General features: G+C 43.9%; 16 protein-coding genes. 10 read left to right on the forward strand and 6 right to left on the reverse strand.

The genetic code is table 11. The annotated features are described in order from the left end of the window. The first annotated feature begins 391 nt into the window (after window positions 1-391). From IOD06_RS00950 to IOD06_RS00985, 8 genes are all read left to right on the forward strand, one after another. Entirely contained in the window at window positions 392-2317 is a 1926-nt protein-coding gene (locus IOD06_RS00950; protein ID WP_194618612.1) for a TonB-dependent siderophore receptor, read from the forward strand. 355 nt (window positions 2318-2672) lie between these two features. Beyond that, window positions 2673-4097 carry an adenosylhomocysteinase gene (gene ahcY, locus IOD06_RS00955; RefSeq protein WP_194618614.1) on the forward strand — a complete coding sequence of 475 codons (1425 nt, stop codon included), beginning with the start codon at window positions 2673-2675 and terminating at the stop codon, window positions 4095-4097. Window positions 4098-4110: 13 nt separating this feature from the next. Beyond that, a complete protein-coding gene (locus IOD06_RS00960) occupies window positions 4111-4959 on the forward strand; it encodes a methylenetetrahydrofolate reductase (RefSeq protein ID WP_194618616.1) in 849 nt (282 codons plus the stop codon). Between the two features lie 205 nt (window positions 4960-5164). Next, complete coding sequence (locus tag IOD06_RS00965) at window positions 5165-6037, forward strand: 16S rRNA (uracil(1498)-N(3))-methyltransferase (RefSeq protein WP_194618618.1); 873 nt, start codon at window positions 5165-5167, stop codon at window positions 6035-6037. A 366-nt stretch (window positions 6038-6403) separates the two neighbouring features. Beyond that, the gene (locus IOD06_RS00970) at window positions 6404-8116 is read left to right on the forward strand and encodes a bifunctional diguanylate cyclase/phosphodiesterase (protein WP_227669828.1); all 1713 of its coding nucleotides are present in this window, start codon (window positions 6404-6406) and stop codon (window positions 8114-8116) included. A gap of 397 nt (window positions 8117-8513) precedes the next feature. Continuing rightward, window positions 8514-10307 (forward strand): acyl-CoA dehydrogenase C-terminal domain-containing protein, encoded by a 1794-nt coding sequence (locus IOD06_RS00975; protein WP_194618623.1) that lies wholly within the window; start codon window positions 8514-8516, stop codon window positions 10305-10307. A gap of 293 nt (window positions 10308-10600) precedes the next feature. After that, window positions 10601-12385, forward strand: coding sequence for an acyl-CoA dehydrogenase C-terminal domain-containing protein (locus tag IOD06_RS00980; protein WP_189581771.1), 1785 nt, complete (start codon window positions 10601-10603; stop codon window positions 12383-12385). A 269-nt stretch (window positions 12386-12654) separates the two neighbouring features. Beyond that, window positions 12655-15144 (forward strand): site-specific recombinase, encoded by a 2490-nt coding sequence (locus tag IOD06_RS00985; protein ID WP_194618625.1) that lies wholly within the window; start codon window positions 12655-12657, stop codon window positions 15142-15144. A 44-nt stretch (window positions 15145-15188) separates the two neighbouring features. Here IOD06_RS00985 and IOD06_RS00990 read toward each other — a convergent pair whose 3' ends face one another. The 6 genes from IOD06_RS00990 to IOD06_RS01010 form a co-directional block, all read right to left on the reverse strand. Next, window positions 15189-16025, reverse strand: a complete 837-nt coding sequence (locus IOD06_RS00990; protein WP_194618627.1) for a symmetrical bis(5'-nucleosyl)-tetraphosphatase — start codon at window positions 16023-16025, stop codon at window positions 15189-15191. Between the two features lie 249 nt (window positions 16026-16274). Further along, window positions 16275-17138: a 16S rRNA (adenine(1518)-N(6)/adenine(1519)-N(6))-dimethyltransferase RsmA gene (rsmA, locus tag IOD06_RS00995; RefSeq protein ID WP_194618629.1), complete on the reverse strand. Its 864-nt coding sequence runs from the start codon at window positions 17136-17138 to the stop codon at window positions 16275-16277. 286 nt (window positions 17139-17424) lie between these two features. Beyond that, window positions 17425-17760, reverse strand: a complete 336-nt coding sequence (locus IOD06_RS01000) for a hypothetical protein (protein ID WP_227669829.1) — start codon at window positions 17758-17760, stop codon at window positions 17425-17427. Window positions 17761-17772: 12 nt separating this feature from the next. Then, window positions 17773-17898, reverse strand: a complete 126-nt coding sequence (locus tag IOD06_RS13685) for a hypothetical protein (protein WP_265087649.1) — start codon at window positions 17896-17898, stop codon at window positions 17773-17775. Window positions 17899-18125: 227 nt separating this feature from the next. Continuing rightward, the gene (locus IOD06_RS01005; protein WP_189581759.1) at window positions 18126-19448 is read right to left on the reverse strand and encodes an MFS transporter; all 1323 of its coding nucleotides are present in this window, start codon (window positions 19446-19448) and stop codon (window positions 18126-18128) included. Window positions 19449-19478: 30 nt separating this feature from the next. Next, window positions 19479-19757, reverse strand: coding sequence for a metal-sensing transcriptional repressor (locus tag IOD06_RS01010; protein ID WP_189581756.1), 279 nt, complete (start codon window positions 19755-19757; stop codon window positions 19479-19481). A 196-nt stretch (window positions 19758-19953) separates the two neighbouring features. Here IOD06_RS01010 and IOD06_RS01015 point away from each other — a divergent pair, with 196 nt between their 5' ends. Both IOD06_RS01015 and IOD06_RS01020 read left to right on the forward strand, forming a co-directional pair. Next, window positions 19954-20694 (forward strand): HupE/UreJ family protein, encoded by a 741-nt coding sequence (locus tag IOD06_RS01015; protein WP_194618631.1) that lies wholly within the window; start codon window positions 19954-19956, stop codon window positions 20692-20694. 16 nt (window positions 20695-20710) lie between these two features. Continuing rightward, window positions 20711-21349, forward strand: coding sequence for a transmembrane anchor protein (locus tag IOD06_RS01020; RefSeq protein WP_189581738.1), 639 nt, complete (start codon window positions 20711-20713; stop codon window positions 21347-21349). Window positions 21350-21567 lie beyond the last annotated feature (218 nt).

Below are 21567 nucleotides of genomic sequence, written 5' to 3' on the forward strand. Positions count from 1 at the left end.
CAAAACAAACCTCTTAATTTATAGATAGACATAGGCATAAAGAGAAAATTGCCTAAATAGCCAATGATCAACACAACCTGCCGCCATGATAGCAATTATAACTAACTGTCGTGTTTTTGATTACAAATTTTTCTACCGAAGAATGTTTCTAATGATGAGCAATTATTGGTACTGAGCACAGTTGCTAAGCAATAAATACCCTGTGCATCGCTTTAGAATGGCTCAATAATCAGCCATCATGAAAATTCCTCAGCTTATCATGAATAAATATTGGCTAAAACTGGTTTATAAAGCGCGCATATTTATAGATAATGAACCCTGTGTAACTTGTCTACTGTTTTTTGTAAATTTTACCTTCTTAACTTTTGCTTTTGTAACCTTGGGAATCATTATGTTGTTAACACGCTCTTCTTCGTCTACTTATTTGCGGTGCTGTATTTTAAGCGCACTTGGCGTATTTGCCGTAAATACAGCCATGGCTGTCACGCCATCTGACCCTGACTTAGAGACAGTCAATGATAGTGAGCTGCCACAAGTCGAGCTTGATAAAATCGTTGTGACAGCGACGCGTACGCCTACCAAAACCAGTAACGTAATCGCCCAAACTCGCGTGATTGATAGCGAAGAATTGCGCCGTTATCAAGGACAGACAGTTTTAGAAGCACTGAAGCGTCAGCCTGGCATCAGTCACTATACAAGCGGCGGCATGGGCACCGTTTCCAATCTGTATATGCGTGGTTATGATGGTAAGCAAATCTTGGTACTTATTGATGGCATACGTTATAGCTCGTTAAGCACAGGTAATAGTGCCCTAAATTTACTACCAGCCGACCAGATCGATCGTATCGAAATACTATACGGTGCGTCAGGATCTAGTATCTATGGTGCAGACGCGATGGGTGGTGTGATTCAAGTATTCACCAAAGGCAGCAATGTAGATCAAAGCAGCATGTCGGTTACCGCTGGTGTTGGCTCAAATGATCAATACTTATACGGTGCTAGCGCACAATTTGTCAATGATACTGGCACCGCTTTGAGCCTTTCAGCCAGCCACAACGAAACAGATGGTATCAATGCAACGCTACCCGATCCTAGTAATGAATACGCCCCTTACAACAAGGACGATGATGGTTTCGAAAGTGATAATTTTAGCATTGCTCTAAATCAGCGTATCAACGATCAATTGTCAGTTGGGGCTAGCGCTCTGTATAGCGAGTCAACGACTTATTTTGATAATGGCGCTGCAGAGAATGTGTATTCTGATCAAGAAACGGGTGCGGCTCAAGCGTTCGTTGATTGGCGCTACCAGCCAGGCGCTTCGGTGAAGCTACAGTATGGACACTCTATCGACAACATAGACACAGAAACCTATAGCAGTAACTATGATACAGAGCAAGATCAAGTCAGCCTAGTCGGTCAGCATGCCCTACCTATCGGTACAGGCATTTACGGTGCAGAGTATTTAAACCAAAGTATTGATACGACTGACTATGACGTTGATGACCGTGATGTAACCAGTGCATTTTTGGGTTATGTATTGGCTAATGATCAATTCGATGCACAAGCAAACCTACGCTATGATGACAACTCACAGTATGGTGATGAGACCACTTATAATTTAGGTGGCGCGCTACACATCAGTCCCAATCTACGCATCGGTGCCAGTTATGCTAAAGGGTTCCGAGCGCCGAGCTTCAATGACTTGTACTCACCTTTCGGTGGTAATGCTGAGTTGACACCAGAAACCAGTGATAACTATGAAGCTTTTATTGAATACGATACTCCTATTCAGTCTACTCGTTTGACAGGCTATCACAACAAAGTTGACGACTTAATCAGCTATGTCGCAAGCCCCACGCCTAGCAATCCTTATGCAGGCTCTAGCGAAAACGTCGATGAAGCCAAAATCGAAGGACTCACACTAACATCAGATTGGATAGTCGATAATTACTTATTTGGTGGTAGCTATGACTACCAGCAGGCAGAAGACAATAGTGGCGGGAGCAACGATGGTAATTTTCTTGCCATTCGTCCTGAGCATAAAGGTCTGATTTACTTAGGCTATCGCTTATCAAGCTTTGACATTCGTGCCGAATATGAATATGTCGGTGATTACTATAGCAATGTTGCCAATGCAGAATCGCAGTTTGTCGATCATTATGGGTTGTTTAATATCAGCGGTAACTACCAGCTAACAGAAAGCCTAACCATAGCAGCACGCTTAGACAATATTACTAATGAAAAGTATATTACTCTGCCTGGTTACGACACTGATGGTATCAACTATTTTACCTCTTTGACCTATAACTGGTACTAAGTTTTTCTTAGTACCCTTCAGACTGTCTGAACTGAGAATAAAAAAGGTCATCCATATCGATGGCCTTTTTTTAGTGCTCTATATTACCGATCGGCATCTTATGTTCCTATACCGTCAGCTATTTATGTTATCCAACAGGTGACAATCCATGACTCATCTATTACAATAACGACCTCCGAGAGGTGTTGCGCCATTACCATAGATATTGCATTGAGAGACTAAAATCATGCAAATTATAGGTTATGTTAGGCTCGGTTAACTGTCGAGCGCCCTATTTTGGTCGCTCACAGCGCAAACAACGGCACCTGCGTTTTTATTCTTTTTATCATACGTTAACCACTGATAGGAGCATATTATGGACGCAGTGTCTACTACACCATCTGCCCATACGATCGATCCCTCTTTCACTGACTATAAAGTCGCTGACATCAGCCTTGCTGATTACGGCCGCCGTGAAATCACCCTTGCCGAAGCTGAAATGCCTGCCCTTATGGGTCTGCGTCGTCGCTACGAAGCCGACCAACCGCTTAAAGGCGCGAAAATCGCTGGCTGTATCCACATGACCATCCAAACTGCCGTACTTATCGAGACACTAGTCGCGCTAGGTGCTGAAGTACGTTGGACATCATGCAACATCTTCTCAACTCAAGACCATGCTGCTGCTGCGATTGCTGCTGCTGGTATCTCTGTTTATGCTTGGAAAGGCGAAACAGAAGAAGAGTATGAATGGTGCTTGCGTCAACAAGTTCACGTTGGCGGTGAAGCCTCAGGTCAGCTTTGGGATACTAACTTAATCTTGGATGATGGCGGTGATTTAACTGCATTGATCCATAACGACTATGCTGAGCTTCTTGATAGCATCCATGGTATCTCAGAAGAAACCACCACTGGTGTTCATCGCTTAGTTGAGATGTTAAACAAAGGTACGCTTAAAGTACCTGCCATCAATGTCAACGATGCCGTTACTAAGTCTAAAAATGACAACAAATACGGCTGCCGTCATAGCTTAAACGATGCCATTAAACGCGCTACCGACATGTTCCTTGCTGGTCGCCGCGCTCTAGTTATCGGTTATGGCGATGTAGGTAAAGGCTCTACGCAAAGCTTACGTCAAGAAGGCATGATCGTACGTGTATCAGAAGTCGATCCTATCTGTGCCATGCAGGCATGTATGGACGGTTTTGAAGTATTATCGCCTTACATTAACGGTGATAACACTGGCGGCGCAGAAAACATCAACACCCGCTTGCTAGAAGATACGGACATGATAGTTACGACTACTGGTAACTACCATGTGTGTGACAGACATATGCTTGCAGCACTGAAACCTGGTGCGGTCGTTTGTAACATCGGTCATTTTGACACCGAAATCGACACCCAATTCATGCGTGACAACTGGCGCTGGGTTGAGATCAAGCCACAAGTGCATCAAATCTTCCGCTCAGACGATGAGAATGATTATTTGATCTTGCTTGCTGAAGGTCGTTTAGTGAACCTTGGTAATGCCACTGGTCACCCATCACGCGTGATGGACGGCTCATTTGCTAACCAAGTCTTGGCACAAATGTATTTGTTCGAAGAGAAATTCGCTGACTTGCCAGCTGATGAGCGCACTGACAATTTATACGTCAGAGTATTGCCGAAGAAGCTCGACGAAGAAGTCGCTGCTGCGATGGTTGCCGGTTTTAACGGTACATTGACGAAGCTAACGGATAAACAAGCAGAATATTTGGGTGTACCTGTCGAAGGTCCATTTAAGCCTGACGCTTATAAATACTAAAAGGAGCCAGACTGTGACTAAGCCTGCTTTCTCCTTTGAGTTTTTTCCGGCCAAAACCGAACTGGGTCATGAAAAGCTACTCAGCACTTATGATGAGCTGAATAAGCTATCACCTGCGTACTTTTCGGTGACCTACGGTGCTGGCGGTTCAACCCGTAACCGCACTTTAGATATCGTTCAAGCGCTATGTGCACGCGGCGATACTGACATTGCACCGCATATGTCTTGTATTGGTGATGATAAAGCAGAAATCGCTGAACTGCTTGAACACTACAAAAGCTTAGGTATCAAGCGCCTAGTCGCGCTACGTGGTGACTTGCCTTCAGGTCAGGTGGGTATGGGTGAACTACCATTTGCTGTCGATTTGGTAAAATTCATTCGTGAACACTCAGGCGATCACTTCCATATTGAAGTGGCCGCGTATCCTGAGATGCACCCACAAGCGCGTAGCTTTGCGTTTGATGTTGACAATTTGGTCAATAAATACCAAGCTGGAGCTAATGCTTCGATTACGCAGTTTTTCTATAACGCTGATAGTTACTTATATTTGCGTGATACCTTAGAGAAGCGTGGGATTGATACAGTGGCGCAGCCATTGGTGGCTGGCATTATGCCGATTACCAATTCAAGCAATTTGGTACGCTTTGCCGATAGCTGTGGCGCTGATATTCCGCGTTATGTGCGTAAGCAGTTGGCTGACTTTGGTGATGATCGCAAAGCCATTCGCGAATTTGGTTTTGATGTGGTATATCGTCTATGTGAGCGTTTAATCAATGAGGGTGTACCTGCCATGCATTTTTATAGCATGAATAAGGTTGAGCCGAATAAGCGTTTGGTTGAAGCGTTGGGACTTACCGCTTAGACCTTTGTTGAACTTCTTGTTAAATGACTGGCATTCTTCGGAGTGCCAGTTTTTTCGTTTTACTTATGATCTATCTTGTCTTAACAACTGCTCTACACGACCTGTTTTATTTCCCAAACACCTGTGACAATACCTTTCCCTCCACCACTCATATTCTGCTAACATGTTGAGAGGGATTATTGTTCAATTAAAGGACTAAACGACTGTGCGACGTTTTTTTTATGCTATCAGTAACGATCTGAACACCACCTTTCCTACCCTTAGTACATTATCTATTGGTGCTAGTGTCGAATTAACAGACAGCATCGTTCATCATTGGTGCCGAGTATTACGCGCAAATATCGGTGATCAAGGTATTTTGTTTGATGGCTTTGGCGGCGAATATCAGGTAGAGCTACAAGCGATTAGTAAAAAAAATGCAACGGCTACTTTGCTCAGTCATTCAACGGATGACCGCAGCGCCCCTGTATTGACTAAAATCGCCCTAGTGATGAGTCGCGGTGAACGGATGGATTATGCCATTCAAAAGTCCACTGAGCTTGGTGTCACTGCTATTCAGCTCCTCAGCAGTCATCATGGCGAAGTCAATCTCAAACCCGCCCAAGTCGAAAAAAAGCTGGCACATTGGCAACAAATCGCTATCGCCGCCTGTGAACAATGCGGCCTCAATCGCCCTCCTCTTATCCTTGCACCACTGTCTATCAATGACTGGTTACGTGATTCAGCGACCGACGCTACAGACACAGCCATATCTGCCAGCGCTGCGGTTAGCCCCATTGTCGCGGCCCTCAGTGAAGCCCCTTATTATCAAGTATTAAACCAGCCAGCAGATAGCCGTTTGATGATGAGCGTGCCAGCAGCGGGACAACCTCTGCAGCCAGAGACACTATCAATCGCACTAACACAAGACAAACCCTACATTGAGCTGCTAATCGGTCCTGAGGGTGGTCTCAGTAATAACGAATCAGTGCAAGCACAAACAGTAGGCTTTGCGCCTTGGCAGATCGGTAATCGCGTGCTACGAACAGAGACCGCGCCTGTCGTCGCCTTGGCAACGTTGCACGCGCTTAGCCATTAATCACCAAACGCCATTCTGTATATATGCTGATGGCTAGGGCATGTCCTAATTTTGAAAATGGTGATAAAAATGAGACAAATTGTAGCTAAACAAGGAAAACAGCGCAGAGAATATCAGGATATTGACTAGCTGTTTGACGCAGTTTGGCAAGATTTAGCCGTTTTTAGCCCATTTAGTCGCTTTCGTCCAGATTGAGGACACGCCCTAGGTTAAATGAAGTGCTCTGATACAACATTTCTTATTGCTTTGCAAACTGGGAGATAGCTTGAGCCGTTGAGCTTAGGTGATCCATATGACTGACGGTGGTTATTGCTAGCAATGACTGACCAATTTTTTAGACTTGACGTTGACTTAGTGAGTCCAATTATGACTACTTTTACCACCCTACCGCTCTCAGATAAGCAGCAATTGCTGACACAGTTATGTGAGCAATATGAAGACGCTATCTTTATCTTAGACGCAAACTTTCGTTATCTGTCGGTCAATGCTATTTACGAGATTATGATTGGTTACAGTGAATCTTTTTTGCTAGGGCGACCACTTGGTATATATGCGGCTGAGTTTTTATCAAAAGAAGAGCAAGCTATTTTAAATGATCTTACCAGTCATTTAGACAGTAAGGGATTTTATGAAATTGACTTTTCGATAGCGACTCGCTATGGACAAGTTCTGAATTGCCATATCACTTACCGAAGAATCTACGTGGGAGAAACGGGCTATTATATCGGTGTGGTGCGCGATATGTCGTCGGTCGTAAAAGACAGAAAACAAATGAATCATCTACTCAATTACGATCAACTGACAGGGTTGCCCAACCGCAAGGTTTTTTTGAGTCAGACCAGTGAGCTATTGTTAGAAAGTTATCAAGAAGTCGTGATTGTACGCCTAAACATTGATCGTTATCGTAACCTCGCAAGCCTACTCGGCCCCGACGGTATTAATACTCTCATAGAAAGCTTCGTACTACGGGTCAAAACCTTAAAGCTCGAAGATTTGCATTGTTTTTCACACTTTGGTGGTGATGACTTTGCCTTATTATTCGAATGCACTGATGCCAATTCCGTACGCAATCAATTAGACCTCTTAATGCAAATGTGTGAGCACCCTTTTTTCGTCAGTAATGAGCCAGCAGAAGATACAGCCATTTATTGTCATATCTCAGTTGGGGTCAGTTTTTTCCCTGAAAATGATTACGAAATGATAGGGTTATTGACCAAAGCTGAGAAAGCCCTACAGTATGTTAAACAGCAAGGTGGTGACGACATCTGTTGGTACAACAAAACCATCGATGAAGCGACTGCCAATAGCTTACAGTTGGAAGCGGAGCTTAGAGCTGCCACCAATGATGTTCAGTTTGTACCCTATTATCAACCGAAATTTTCCTTAGATACTGGGGCTATTACTGGCTTTGAAGCGCTGGTACGCTGGCAGCATCCGACTCGCGGGCTGCTAAAACCTGTTCACTTTATGAATGCCATCATCACGCACAAACTGTCGTTTGAGCTGTTCTCACAAATGGCGATTCAAATTGCGGAACAGTTGTCTATTTGGCAAAAACTTGGCTTCGATCAACATATTTGTATCAATGCCGATGCTGCTGAATTTAGCCATCCTGATTTCTTTGAGATGGTGAGCAATTTATTTGTACAGCACGATATCCATACCCATCAATTACATATAGAGGTAACAGAATCCTCATTAATACAGCGCCATGCTAATGTCAATAAACAGCTCAATTTACTAAAAGAGTTAGGGATTTGTTTAGCGCTGGATGATTTTGGTACAGGTTATGCCTCTTTAAGCTATCTACAAGAGTATCCTTTTGACTTTATCAAAATCGATAAAAGTTTTATCTCTAAGATTGAGACGGACCGTACCCAACATGCGATCGTTAAGGCTATTTTAGAGTTAGCGATGGCGCTTGATATGCAGGTCATCGCTGAGGGTATCGAAACCAAGCAACAACGCGATTTACTGTTAGACATGGGTTGTAAATATGGACAAGGCTATTGGTTTAGTAAACCCGTGACTGCTGATATCGCAACCGAGCTATTGACTCAGCAATATTTATCTAAATGATAAGACTCAGTTTTTAATGCAACTGACTAATCAGTATTTTAATCGAGAATGAACCACCATTTTTTAGTCGATCATTATCATTATTTTTTTCGCCTAACGTTGATTGCATAACGGATGCAAGGTAGGTTCATGACTTATCAGTGCTGTTACCAAACTTGTATAATCGCCTATGAAAGCCTATCTTTTATAGTGAATTTGTTAGAGCTTACTAAATATCAAACTGACTCTAACAATCACCATTCTTTTCAATACTATTTTATGCAATCGATACCTTAGATAGGTCTGCGACTTCAACAGACCATCTGGATATAGTCAATCCTGCATCATGCGCTAAACCCTAGCGCTGTCATAGGACGACCAGCTATTATTGATTGCATTACAAAAAGGACAGGAAGTTATGCAATACAAAGCACCTTTACGCGATATTCAATTCGTTATGCATGAACTACTCGATAGCGAAAGCCACTACAAAACGCTACCTGCATTTCAAGAAGCAGATCGCGAGCTAATGGATAGCCTGTTTGAAATGGCTGCAAGCTTTGCTGAGAATGAGCTGTCACCATTGAACCAAAGCGGCGATGCGGAAGGCTGCAAGTTTGATAACGGCAAAGTAACGACACCAAAAGGCTTTAAAGAAGCCTATAAAGCGTATTGTGAGCTTGGTTTCCCTGCGTTGTCTGCTGAAGAAGAATTCGGTGGTCAAAACATGCCGTTTTCATTATCAACGGTCATCAATGAGATGGTTGGTACGGCTAACTGGTCATTCTCTATGTACCCAGGCCTATCACATGGTGCGATCCAAACCATCGAGCATCATGGTACTGATGAGCAAAAAAACATCTATTTAGAAAAAATGATCAGCGGTGAATGGTCAGGTACGATGTGTTTGACCGAAGCACACGCTGGTTCTGACTTGGGTATTATCCGTACCAAAGCTGAGCCAAAAGAAGATGGTAGCTATAGCATTACTGGTCAAAAAATCTTCATCTCAGCCGGCGAGCATGATTTAACGGACAATATTATTCACATTGTATTGGCGCGTTTACCAGGCGCACCTGCTGGCACAAAAGGCATCTCGTTGTTTATCGTTCCTAAGATGACGGTTCAAGAAGATGGCAGCGTTGGCGATAGTAACAATGTCGTTTGTGGCTCTATCGAGCATAAAATGGGCATTAAAGCCTCTGCCACTTGTGTCATCAACTTCGATGGCGCAACAGGTTACCTGATTGGCCCAGAAAACCGTGGTCTACAGTGCATGTTCACCTTTATGAACGTTGCCCGTATCGGTACTGCTGTTCAGGGCTTGACTGCAGCAGAGTACGCGTTCCAAGGCTCATTGACTTATGCCAAAGATCGTTTGGCCATGCGCTCTTTGTCAGGTACCAAAGCACCAGAAAAAGTAGCTGACCCGATCATTGTACATCCAGCAGTTCGCAACATGCTATTGACCGAAAAAGCCTTTGCTGAAGGTGGCCGTGCATTGGTCTATTATCTCTCACATTTTGCGGATACTGTCGCAAAAGGTGAAGGAGAAGAGCTTAAATTTGCTGATCAAATGCTGTCATTGTTGACACCAATTGCTAAAGCCTTCTTGACCGAGACTGGTCTAGAAGCGGCAAACCATGGTGTGCAGGTTTATGGTGGTCACGGTTTTGTAAGTGAATGGGGTATGGAGCAAAACGTCCGTGATACCCGTATCGCCTGTCTATACGAAGGTACGACTGAAATCCAAGCACTTGATCTATTGGGCCGTAAAGTATTGGGTTCACAAGGCAAGCTGCTTGCAAACTTTGTCAAAGTCATCCAAGACTTCTGTGATGAAAACAAAGAAAATGATGAGATGGGTCAATTTATCCGTCCACTGGTCAAGCATCTAAAAGAATGGGGTGACTTAACAGCGCGCATTGGCATGCAAGCCACTGAAAGCCCTGAAGCAGTAGGCGGTGCAGCGGTTGATTACATGTACTTCAGTGGTTACGTGACTCTGGCTTATTTATGGGCACGTATGGCACTTGTGGCACAAACTGCCATTGCTGATGGCAGCAGCGAGCCTGCGTTCTATGATGCTAAAATCAAGACGGCACAGTTCTATTTTGCCAAATTGCTTCCACGTACCACCACACACGTAGAGCGCATCAGCACTGGTGTTGAGCCGTACATGAGTATGGATGTTGATCAATTTGCCTTTTAAGTAAGCCATCAATTTATCAAAGATTTATTGAATTAGCATCACTATCGTAATTTCGATCGGCAACATACCAAAGTATGTTGCCGATTTGCGTATTATCAATTCCTTTTAAGCCTATTAAAGCTATTATTTCGCATGATAAATGTTTTTGGTGTACGCACAATTCACGAAGAAATACACAAGCTAAGCCTCTAATTTGCTAAACTTTAGCTATTAGCCATTAAGGTTAACTCAAAAAGAACAACCGATAATCTTAATGTATTTAATTTTTATTCATTTGAACCAAAGGACTGCTGATGGCTGTTTATAATGCCCCTCTTAATGACATGCGCTTCATCTTAAATGATGTTTTTAATGCAAATGCATTTTGGCAAAACAACGACAATTTGGCTCATGTTGACATGGACACTGTCGATATGATTTTAGAAGAAATGGCAAAACTGACCAAAAACGTTCTGCTGCCCATCAACCGTAGTGGCGATGAAGAAGGCGCTACTTTTCAGGGTGATGGCGTTGTCACTACCCCAACAGGCTTTAAAGAAGCATATAAGCAGTATGCTGAGTCAGGCTGGGTTGGCTTAAGCGGTAACTCTGAATACGGTGGTCAAGGCTTTCCAAAAATGGTGACCATGCTCACCGAAGAGATGGTTTTTACCGCTAACCAATCGTTTGCCCTTTACCCTAACTTGACTGTAGGCGCGACGCTTTGTCTAAACGCAGCAGCCTCTGAAGAGCAAAAGCAAACCTATCTAGAAAAAATGTACAACGGCGAATGGGCTGGCACTATGTGCTTAACAGAGCCACATGCGGGTACTGACTTAGGCATCATCAAGACCAAAGCCGTACCTAACGATGATGGCAGCTATGACATCTCTGGTACTAAGATTTTTATCACAGGCGGTGAGCACGATCTAACTGAAAACATTATTCATTTAGTATTGGCAAAAACACCCAATGCACCAGAAGGCTCAAAAGGCATTTCGCTATTTGTTGTACCAAAATTCTTGGTCAATGAAGATGGCAGCTTGGGTGAACGCAATACATTGGCTGTCGGTTCTATCGAACACAAAATGGGTATCAAAGCATCTGCCACTTGTGTGATGAACTTTGATAGTGCCAAAGGCTGGATGGTTGGTGCTGAAAATACAGGCCTGTCTTCTATGTTCATTATGATGAACTATGAGCGTGTCACTATGGGTCTGCAAGGCCTTGGTGGTGCTGAGCTTGCCTATCAAAATGCGGCACTTTATGCCAATGACCGTGGTCAAGGTCGTAGTGATACCCAGTTGCAAAGCCCAGAAAAACCTGCGGATGCGATTATCCATCATGCCGATGTACGCCGCATGTTGTTAAATGCTAAGACCAATACTGAAGCGTCACGTTGCTTTGCCATGTATGTCGCCAAGAATCTTGATGAAGAAAAGTTTAGTACCGATCCAGAAGCAGCCAAAGCGGCTTCCGCTCGCGTTGCCCTACTGACTCCAGTTGCCAAAGCATTTTTGACGGACAAAGCATTAGAAGCCACTATTGATTGTCAGCAAGTATTTGGTGGTCACGGCTATATCCGCGAATGGGGTATGGAACAAATCGTTCGTGATACGCGTATTGCCCAGATTTATGAAGGCACCAATGGCATTCAAGCCCTTGACCTACTAGGTCGTAAAGTGGCGCGCAATAACGGCAAATACGTCACTCATTTCTTAGGTGAAATTCGTGATTTTGTCAATAATATGCAAGCCAACCATGGCATCAAACAAGCCACACTGGATGCTGCTGATACGATTGAAGCATTGACTAAAACTGTGCTGAGCAACATTGGCGAACGTAAAAACGAAATCAATGGCTGTGCCGTTGACTACATGCATGCCTTTGGCTACCTGTGCTACTCGTATATGTTTGCGTTGATGGTTGAAGCTGCTGACGGTCAAGAAGGCGAGTTCTACACGAACAAAGCCAAGCTTGCTGACTACTTCGTTGGTCGTGTATTGCCACGTATCGATGCGCATGCGCAAATGGTGCAAGCAGGTAGCGATCCTATGATGAACTTTGATCTTGACTACTTTGATGTACCTGCTAACTAATCAGCGATGTTTAATAATTAAAGTACCATGAAAAAGGGACAGTATCGCTACTGTCCCTTTTTTTGCCAAAAATATTTTTTAAATAACTTCTAACAAAATAATTAACTATCGATGCATCGTTCCGATTAGAATAACGCAAAGCAAACTATCGCTTAAGTTACTTCATAGTATTACCAAGCTTGTAGTCATAACCTATGTTGTACGCCAGATAATAATATTCAAAATCTAACAATAAAAACGGTTGAAACCACCATGATAAAGGATGCGACGTGCCAGAACTAAAACGCATTTTACAGCAAATTACGGCACTAAGTGATGTGCCCGATCCTGCGGTACTAAAACGCTTAATAGATGAGCTACGGGTCACTGAAAAAGAGCCGGTCTTGGCCAATGATAACATTCAGAACCTCATTGATGTCATTCGTCAGCATCCAGAATATGGTGACGGCCTTGCCAGCTTTGTATTAAAGCTCATTATCCAGTACCGGCAAATTGCACTCTATACCGATACTGGCATTATGTCGGATCAGGGATTTTTTAATAGTTTGCGTCGTTTAGTTGGCCATCGACTTTTGCCGATACTACCGCAAGAGGACTCCGTGGTTGAGTTGGTTGGTTACCTATTTAATAAGCGTTCTGATGAGCGTTGGTTGGCCAATATCGACAAAGAAAAATGGGATGAGCTGGTTGAATTATTGAGAGTCAAAGAAGAACACTTAGATCTAGTCGCCACGGCGAAAAACAGTATTTTAAACGCGATTATCATTTTATCTTATCGCATCAGCGGTCTTGGCTTGCATCCTGACTTGATGGATTCTTACCCGCAAATGCTGAACTACTCAGCCTCTTTTGTGGCACAAAATCAAGAAGCGGTCTTATTTGTCAATCAGTATAGGCAGGCGCATGAGCTTGATACTTTGACTGATATCACCCCCGAAAAAGCTGTCGATCCAGCGCCGTTGCTTGTCATGATTGAGCAATGCGAAGATATCGTTGCCACGGTTCGCAAACGTATTTATAAGACGGGTATTTCTATTCGACTGACCAATATGATGCTGCGCCTCGACCAAAGCTTGCAGCGTATGCGTATCTTGACTGAACTGGTGACTGATGATTATAACAAGCGTGATCTGGCCGTCATTGAACTGATACAAACGCTGATTACCACTGCCAATCGTCGCTATAGTATCGGCTATTTGATTGATAATAATACCAAACTGCTCTCGCGCAAAGTGACTGAAAACGCGAGCCGTGTCGGTGAGCATTACATTAGCACCGATAAATCTGGTTATCAGAAGATGTTTAAAAAGGCCTCTATCGGTGGCTTTATCATTGCTTTTATGGCGACCACCAAGATATTGGCTTATCATTTAGCCCTCGCACCAATGGGTCGGGCATTTATCAATAGCATGATTTATGGCTTGGGTTTTGTCTTTATTCATGTCATTCGCGGTACAGTCGCTACCAAGCAGCCTGCCATGACGGCGGCGGCTATTGCCTCCACTATATCAGATGGCTCTGGCAAGAAGTCTCATCAGCTAACCAAGCTGTCAGAATTGGTGGTCGATATTTTACGTACCCAATTTGTCGCTATCATGGGTAATGTAATGCTAGCGGTACCGGTCGCTCTTATTATCTCTTTTGCTTGGCTGCAATATACAGGCACGCCGATGATTGATACTGAGAAGGCTGGGCATCTCTTGCATGATCTTGATCCTTTTCGCTCGCTCGCCCTTCCCCATGCTGCCATTGCTGGTGTCTATTTATTTTTATCGGGTCTGATCGCTGGTTATTATGACAACTTAGCGGTTTATAACCATGTGGGCGCACGTATACAACGGCATAAGTTGCTCAAAATCCTTTTGCCTAAATCATGGCTACAGCGCTTTGGCGGCTTTGTAGAAGCGAATTTGGGTGCCATCATGGGCAACTTTTTATTCGGGGTGTTCTTAGGCAGCACTGCCACTATCGGCTTTATCTTCGGCTTACCAATTGATATTCGCCACATTGCTTTTGCCTCAGCCAACTTGGCGCATGGACTGTTTAACATGTCCGCTGATGATATAAGCTGGAACGTCATCTTACTGTCCATTCTTGGTGTTGCTCTTATCGGTATCGTCAACTTGATGGTCAGCTTTTCCCTCGCCTTATTCGTGGCACTACGCTCAAAAGAAGTGCGCTTCTTTGAATGGGGGCGTCTGACCAAATTGGTTTTTGGTCATATTATCAGTCACCCATCTGACTTTTTTTGGCCACGCGACAAACCGATGAAATATGCGCGCATCGATAGCCAAGGTCGTATGATATTTGATGATACTTCAGGGCAAAAAGGTGGCAAGCCTATACCTGCTAATTACGTTGTGCGCCGCTTATCGGACGTAAAAATACTGCCCAAATCCATGCAAGGCAGTATGAAAAATGATCCAGCAGTGACCGACATACAATATGACAATCAAACATCAGACAGTAGTTTTGATCCTGAGATGACTAGTCGTGAAGCGTATAGCACCACCCATCCAACCATGGCCAAACAAGTGATCGATCTCGATGATGGTCTGATGGATGACAACCTCAATAGTGTGCCGTACACCGATGATATTCAATATGATAGAAGCACTAAGACGCTTGATAGCTTTGCGACTAGTAGTAATGACATAAGCCGCGATGAGGCAGACAATACTGACTCTGATAGCAAAGGTGCTGGCGATGCCAAAACCCCACTGCCAAAACCGAAAAAACCACCCAATCTGCCCAGTTAAATGGGCAGTTTTGATGACACGCTTCAGTTAATGAGCTGCCATAATTATGGCGGATGACAATGCGCACTTGACGTTATTACCGCTTCATCACCCAATCGATAGGCTAATAAATGATTTCCCCAAACACAGCCGCCATCCAAAGCGCGCGCATGTGGCAGATCAACCTCACCTTTTAACGCTGCCCAATGACCAAATAGTATCTTACGCTTGCGCGGCACTTGCCACTCAAACCACGGCAAAAAATCCTTTGGCATCGAATCATCTAAGCTTGCCGTAAAGCTAAATTCGAGCGTGCCATCCTGCTTGCATAAACGCATACGAGTGAAGTAATTGGCAATCGCGCGCATTTTGGTAAAGCCGTTGATACCTGTATGCCAATCATCGGCCGTCTTGCTATATAAGTGTGGCAACAACCGATCAAGCTGCTTTAAGCTGCCTCGTAATTGCGCCTCTAACTGCTGGGCATAGTCCGCTGCTGCTTCAATAGTCCAATGCGGCGGGATGCCAGCATGTACCAGTACGGTATTGGCATCAGGATAAGCCAGTATCGGCTGCTGACGTAACCAATGTAATAGCTCATCACAATCATCGGCAGCAAAAATTGGTGCGGTCTTGTCTTTTTTCTTAATTTTAGCAGCACCGCGCCAAACAGCGATTAAGTTAATATCATGATTACCCAACACCGTAGCCGCCGCGCCTTGCTCACAGAGCGCCTTGACATCGCGCAACGTATTTAGTGAGTCTTCGCCGCGTGCCACTAAGTCACCTGCAAACCACAATTTATCTTGAGTAGGGTCAAAATCCAATGTTTCGAGTAGATGCAGATACGCCGCATAACAACCTTGCAGATCACCGATGACGTACTGGTGGCGAAAACTCATAAATCCTCTATCTTTTATGTGATGACTTTTATGTGATGACTTTTATTCATATCTAGGGCGTGTCCTCAATTCAATTGATCATATCTAAACGGGCTAAAAATGGCTAAATTTTGCCAAACATCGTTAAATAGCTGGTTAATATCCCGATATTATCTGCGCTATTTTCCTCGTCTGACTGCAATTTATCTCATTTTTATCACCATTTTTGAAATAAGGGCACACCCTAGATAACTATTTTTGGATGATGAATTAATCTGCTACTTTGCCTGCCTGATTGCTCAAATTGACAAAATCTTTCACACTCAAGACTTCAGGGCGTGCTTGTGGATCAATACCACAAGCGGCAAAGTCATCCTCGCTCAACGTCGGCAACAAGGTTGATTTTTTAAAAATAGCACGTAGGGTCTTGCGACGATGGTTGAAGGTTTCGCGTACCACAATCGCAAAATACGCTTCGTCTTCTGCGACGATAGGTTTGTTGATATGCGGCGTCAGGCGAAATACAGCGCTGGTGACTTTTGGTGGCGGATTAAATGCGCCACGTGGCACAGTTAATAAATAATCCGTATCACAGTGGTATTGCATAATGACCGACAAGCGACCATACGTCTTGCTGCCAACGTCAGCAGTGATGCGCTCAACAACTTCTTTTTGCAACATAAAGTGCATGTCTTGAATCACATCGGCATAACTGAGCAAATGAAAAAGTATCGGTGTAGAAATATTATACGGCAAGTTACCCACCACGCGTAGCTTACCGCGCTCCTCGCTATACAACTCACGATAATCGACATGCATAGCATTGTCTTTAATAATTTCAAAATTCGGATGGCTATTGGCACCAATACGAATACGCAGGCTATCCGCCAAATCACGATCCAGCTCTACGACCGTCATCGCATCCACTTCTGCCAATAACGGCTCAGTCAGCGCACCCATACCTGGGCCAATCTCGATTAAATTGTCATCGCGCTCTAAGCGAATGCTCTCAACAATCTCACGGATAACACTGCGGTCATGTAAGAAGTTTTGACCAAAGCGTTTACGCGGTTGGTGTTTGGCAGCCCGTAGGCTATTGGAAATGGTTTGGGCATCAAACGAAGTTTTGGACATAAAAGAGTCTTAATGTATAAAAGAGAAATGGGCTATGGCAGCAATATGCTGGTATTATAATGGCAAATTATACCACAGCTCATAATTAGGCTGTGTTTTTGAGACGTTTTATCGATAAGTTACTCACACCTTAGCGCAACCGACCCGAGACTTTTTATCCTCATAATCATTTGTCATAAGACCCGTTATGGGAATAAGATAAAAGTTATTAATGTGAAAGGTCAGCTTAATCTTTAGATTAAGCTGGGATGGTCTCGCGGTTTTTATTGAAAAACATTCTTAGTAATTATTGTGGGTAATTATGAGTCCAACCCTCTGCTACAATTTCCTTAACCGCTTGATCATAATGCTCTGGTAATAAATTATTTCTGTAGTAAATACTGTCTATGAGCTCTTCTGTAGTTAACCCACCTTTCAAACTATTAATCATTCTCTGATACGGCTCGCGAACTTCAGGCCATGACAACTCATCGCCCAGTACTCTACCAACATAAGTCATCATATAACTTTGAAAGGAAAAAGGTTTCTCTATTTTACCCTGTATAGCTAGACGGTATACAGGCTCGAAGGCTTCTAATACTGGTTTAATAACTTGTGTTTCCTTACTTACAGCTTTACTCACATCTTCGTCTGTCTATTGATCACGATATGTAGAGAAAGCCCCTATAATACCTTCTCTTGATTTCCAATTTATCAGCACCGTTTTAAACTCAATAGCAGCTTGCTCTATTTCTGGTTTATTCATATTAAATGTTGTCATGTTATTTCACCTCTATGACGATATAGAAATAAGCATGGTTTCCTAGTGAGGACTTGAACACTAGGCTGTAGGCTGTAGGCTGTAGGCTGTAGGCTGTAGGCTGTAGGCTGTAGGCTGTAGGCTGTAGGCTATTTATATCAGTAGTCAAAGTCATTTATAGTAGCTCAGTGTACATAGCAGTGTACTTTTTATTATAAAATAGCGAACCCCCATGTACAGGATCTATATCAAGAACCAGAGCTTGGCCAACGCGGATGATAGTCATCAACTATGAAAGGATGGGTATGGCGTAAGCCGTTAGGTGTAGGAGATCCTGTAGCATGAACATGACCTTCTGGTAGATTGGCATGTTCGTGCTCAATCTCTTTTAAATCAATAGACGGCCATACTCTAAAAGCCGCCCATACCGCTAGTGCAGCAGCACCGCCTAATACCGCAAAAGCTACGGTCATACTGTAGCGCGCACCTAACCAACCCGCTAATGGATAGAACACTAACCAACTGACGTGAGACAAAGCAAACTGAGCAGCAAACAATGCAGGACGATCTTCCTGATGTGAGGATCGCCATAGCAAGCGTCCAGCAGGTGTCAGAGCAGCAGAATAACCCAAACCTAGCACGAACCATAAGGCCATAAGCGAGTTTTGTCCCATCATCAAGGTACCAGCGAACATACCCACCACAAGCAACCCTACACCGCTTAACATGACGCTGCGATCTGTCAGCTTACCCAATAAACTTGGCAAAGCCAGTGCCGCAATCATAGAACCTGCGCCAAAGCTCGCCAATGCTAATGCGACTGCACTCTGAGTGAGTCCCATACCACCTTGGATAATCACCACGGTATTTACAAAGACCATAGACGCAGCGGCAGAAACGGCAACATTAACAGCGAGTAATCCGCGCAGTCGAGGGGTCGCTAAATAGATACGAATGCCGCGCGTGGTTCTATCATAAATGCTACGGCGCGCGGGCATTGCATGCGCTGGTAGCGTGACCGATACGACCAATATGGCAGACGCTAAAAATCCCAGTACTGTTCCCGTAAATAGATTGTGAAAGCTCATTACTGTCAGCAATGCTGCCGCTAACATGGGACTGACTAGACTTTCCATATCGTAAGCAAGGCGTGAGAGCGACAAAGCTTTGGTGTAATCCGCTTCATTAGGCAGAACATCAGGAATAGTGGCCTGAAAAGTAGGCGTGAAAGCTGCTGAGGCGGCTTGCAATACAAAGATCAACACATAAACCTCCCAGATTTGGGAAACAAATGGTAAAAGCAGGGCGACACCGGCTCGTATCACATCTAGTGTCACTAGCAGCGTGCGTTTAGGCAACCGTTCGGCAAAGGCCGCTGCAATGGGTGCCACGCCAACATAGGCAATCATTTTGATGGCCAATGCCGTTCCCATGACGACCCCAGCATTATTGCCTGCCAAATCAAATGCCAAAAGGCCTAGCGCCACCGTAGCTAGACCAGTACCAATCAGGGCAATCACTTGCGCGGCAAATAAATGGCGATAAGTTCGGTTTGCAAAGATACTAAGCATGGAGTGTCTCTTTAGATCAGTCGGTTGATCTTATAAGTAACGAGTTATTTCCTTGAACTCCTCTATAGAGTCCTGCTGATCTTTGTCAACAGCCCCTAATAAGTCTTCAAGGCAATGATCTAAATGGTCTTGAATTAACACTTTTTTAGCTTGATGAATGGCATTTTCTACCGCTTGCAGTTGCTGCGCTATATCAAGACAGGTTCGACCCTCAACCAACATCTCTATCGTGCTGCTTAAATGACCATTCGCTTTTTTGAGGCGTGTGATTACGGCTGGATGAGATGCGTGTACGTGTGGTTTTTTCATAATGACAGTGTCCTTTCTCTAGAGAGCGCCATTATACCTCACAAGACTTGAGATTTTATGGTTGACATTATCCCCCCCTAGGGGATAGTATCTTACTCCTTAAGTATTCGATTTGCATTTAAAATTTTCATAATTTTAGAGTTTTTTCTAAAAAGCACATACACGTATTCATCACTCTTACACTATAGGATTCTTAATGTATAGCCATGTCTACAATAGGCTTCCAAGATCGCCATGGGCGACTTGGCAGACCCGTCTGTTAGTACTCTCAATACTGCTTATTTGTCTTGTTACTGGTAGCAATGAAGCGCTTGCTCATGCGGTAACCGCAGGGGATAAAGGGTATATTCAGGAGATTTCAGGAGTCAATATTCTGCCCTTCATGTACTTAGGCGCTAAGCACATGATTACGGGATATGACCATATCCTGTTTCTCTTCGGGGTCATCTTCTTTCTTTACCGTATGAAGCATATTGGTGTCTATGTGAGCCTATTTGCATTAGGTCACTCCGCCACGATGATTTTAGGCGTGTACTTCAACATCGGTATGAATAGTTACCTGATCGATGCGATTATTGGTCTCTCTGTCGTTTACAAAGCGTTAGACAATATTGGTGCCTTCCAGAGATGGTTTGGGTTTCAGCCAAATACTAAAATAGCGGTGCTTGTCTTTGGTCTTTTCCACGGCTTTGGGTTATCTACTAAGCTCCTTGAATATGAGATGTTGCCTGACGGTCTACTCCCTAACTTACTCGCCTTTAACGTCGGTGTGGAGATTGGGCAGCTACTGGCTCTAGCCATCATATTAATTGGCATGAGCTATTGGCGTCGTACGCTAAGTTTCATCCGTAACGCCTATACCGCCAACGTGGCTATGATGAGCGCAGGATTTATTTTAGTGGGCATGCAGCTCACTGGCTATTTAATGTCTTCTTAATTCAAGGGTTTTTAATATGTATAACAGTGATACTCCTTTACAAGCTGAACTTCCCACTTCAAAGCAGCTCGTCAAATCTACTATTTTAGCTGGCATCGCAGCAGTCGTTCTCTTATTTACGGTGGTTCTTCCCGCTGAGTATGGTATTGATCCAACTGGGATTGGTAGTGTTCTTCAATTGACAGAAATGGGACAAGTTAAGCAGCAATTGGCAGATGAAGCTGCCGCCGATGCAGCGGGTTTACTAGCAACTGACACAATGACGTCTGAAACACCAAATATAGATGGTGTGACTGAGCAAGCAATGAGTGCCACACCCGCTGATACTGCCATCGCAAGTGGTGAATGGCGCGATGAAACTCCCTTTACCTTGACGCCAGGGGAAGGAATAGAGATTAAAATGAAAATGGATTCAGGTGCCAAGACTGAATACTCTTGGGTCGTGACAGGCGGTGAGGTCAACTTTGATACTCATGGCGATGCATTAGGCAAGGCTATTAGTTATGAGAAAGGTCGCGGCGTTGCCGCTGATGAAGGGGTTTTAGAAGCCGCATTTACAGGCAATCACGGCTGGTTTTGGCGCAATCGTGGCGATTCAGATGTTGAAGTTATTCTGCGTACCCGTGGCGATTACAGCAGTATTAAAACGATGTGAAAACAGTAGTGGTTAGTGCGATCTTACTGTTGCCTACTTAGAAACTGAATTGTTTTATCAAATGTGTAGCAACACTCTAAATAAATTCTAGTGGTAGAACACATTAGGTCTGCTGCTAGGTTTATTTAAAATTGGATAGCAAGGGCATAGATGCTGCTACTAGAAGTTATGAGAGAGTTGATTGGTAGGATAAATACTAGACGATATTCTTATAGCTG

Origin of the sequence: Psychrobacter sp. N25K4-3-2 (genome assembly GCF_015351755.1) — a bacterium.
In the GTDB taxonomy this organism is placed as follows: domain Bacteria; phylum Pseudomonadota; class Gammaproteobacteria; order Pseudomonadales; family Moraxellaceae; genus Psychrobacter; species Psychrobacter glaciei.

Excerpts from the sequence above, each read along its gene's own strand:
- IOD06_RS01015 (WP_194618631.1), top strand. The coding sequence starts at position 19,954 with ATGTATAGCCATGTCTACAATAGGCTTCCAAGATCGCCATGGGCGACT.
- IOD06_RS00970 (WP_227669828.1), top strand. The coding sequence starts at position 6,404 with ATGACTACTTTTACCACCCTACCGCTCTCAGATAAGCAGCAATTGCTG.
- IOD06_RS01020 (WP_189581738.1), top strand. The coding sequence starts at position 20,711 with ATGTATAACAGTGATACTCCTTTACAAGCTGAACTTCCCACTTCAAAG.
- IOD06_RS13685 (WP_265087649.1), bottom strand. The coding sequence starts at position 17,898 with ATGACAACATTTAATATGAATAAACCAGAAATAGAGCAAGCTGCTATT.
- ahcY (WP_194618614.1), top strand. The coding sequence starts at position 2,673 with ATGGACGCAGTGTCTACTACACCATCTGCCCATACGATCGATCCCTCT.
- IOD06_RS00990 (WP_194618627.1), bottom strand. The coding sequence starts at position 16,025 with ATGAGTTTTCGCCACCAGTACGTCATCGGTGATCTGCAAGGTTGTTAT.
- IOD06_RS00950 (WP_194618612.1), top strand. The coding sequence starts at position 392 with ATGTTGTTAACACGCTCTTCTTCGTCTACTTATTTGCGGTGCTGTATT.
- IOD06_RS01005 (WP_189581759.1), bottom strand. The coding sequence starts at position 19,448 with ATGCTTAGTATCTTTGCAAACCGAACTTATCGCCATTTATTTGCCGCG.
- IOD06_RS00980 (WP_189581771.1), top strand. The coding sequence starts at position 10,601 with ATGGCTGTTTATAATGCCCCTCTTAATGACATGCGCTTCATCTTAAAT.
- IOD06_RS01010 (WP_189581756.1), bottom strand. The coding sequence starts at position 19,757 with ATGAAAAAACCACACGTACACGCATCTCATCCAGCCGTAATCACACGC.
- rsmA (WP_194618629.1), bottom strand. The coding sequence starts at position 17,138 with ATGTCCAAAACTTCGTTTGATGCCCAAACCATTTCCAATAGCCTACGG.
- IOD06_RS00975 (WP_194618623.1), top strand. The coding sequence starts at position 8,514 with ATGCAATACAAAGCACCTTTACGCGATATTCAATTCGTTATGCATGAA.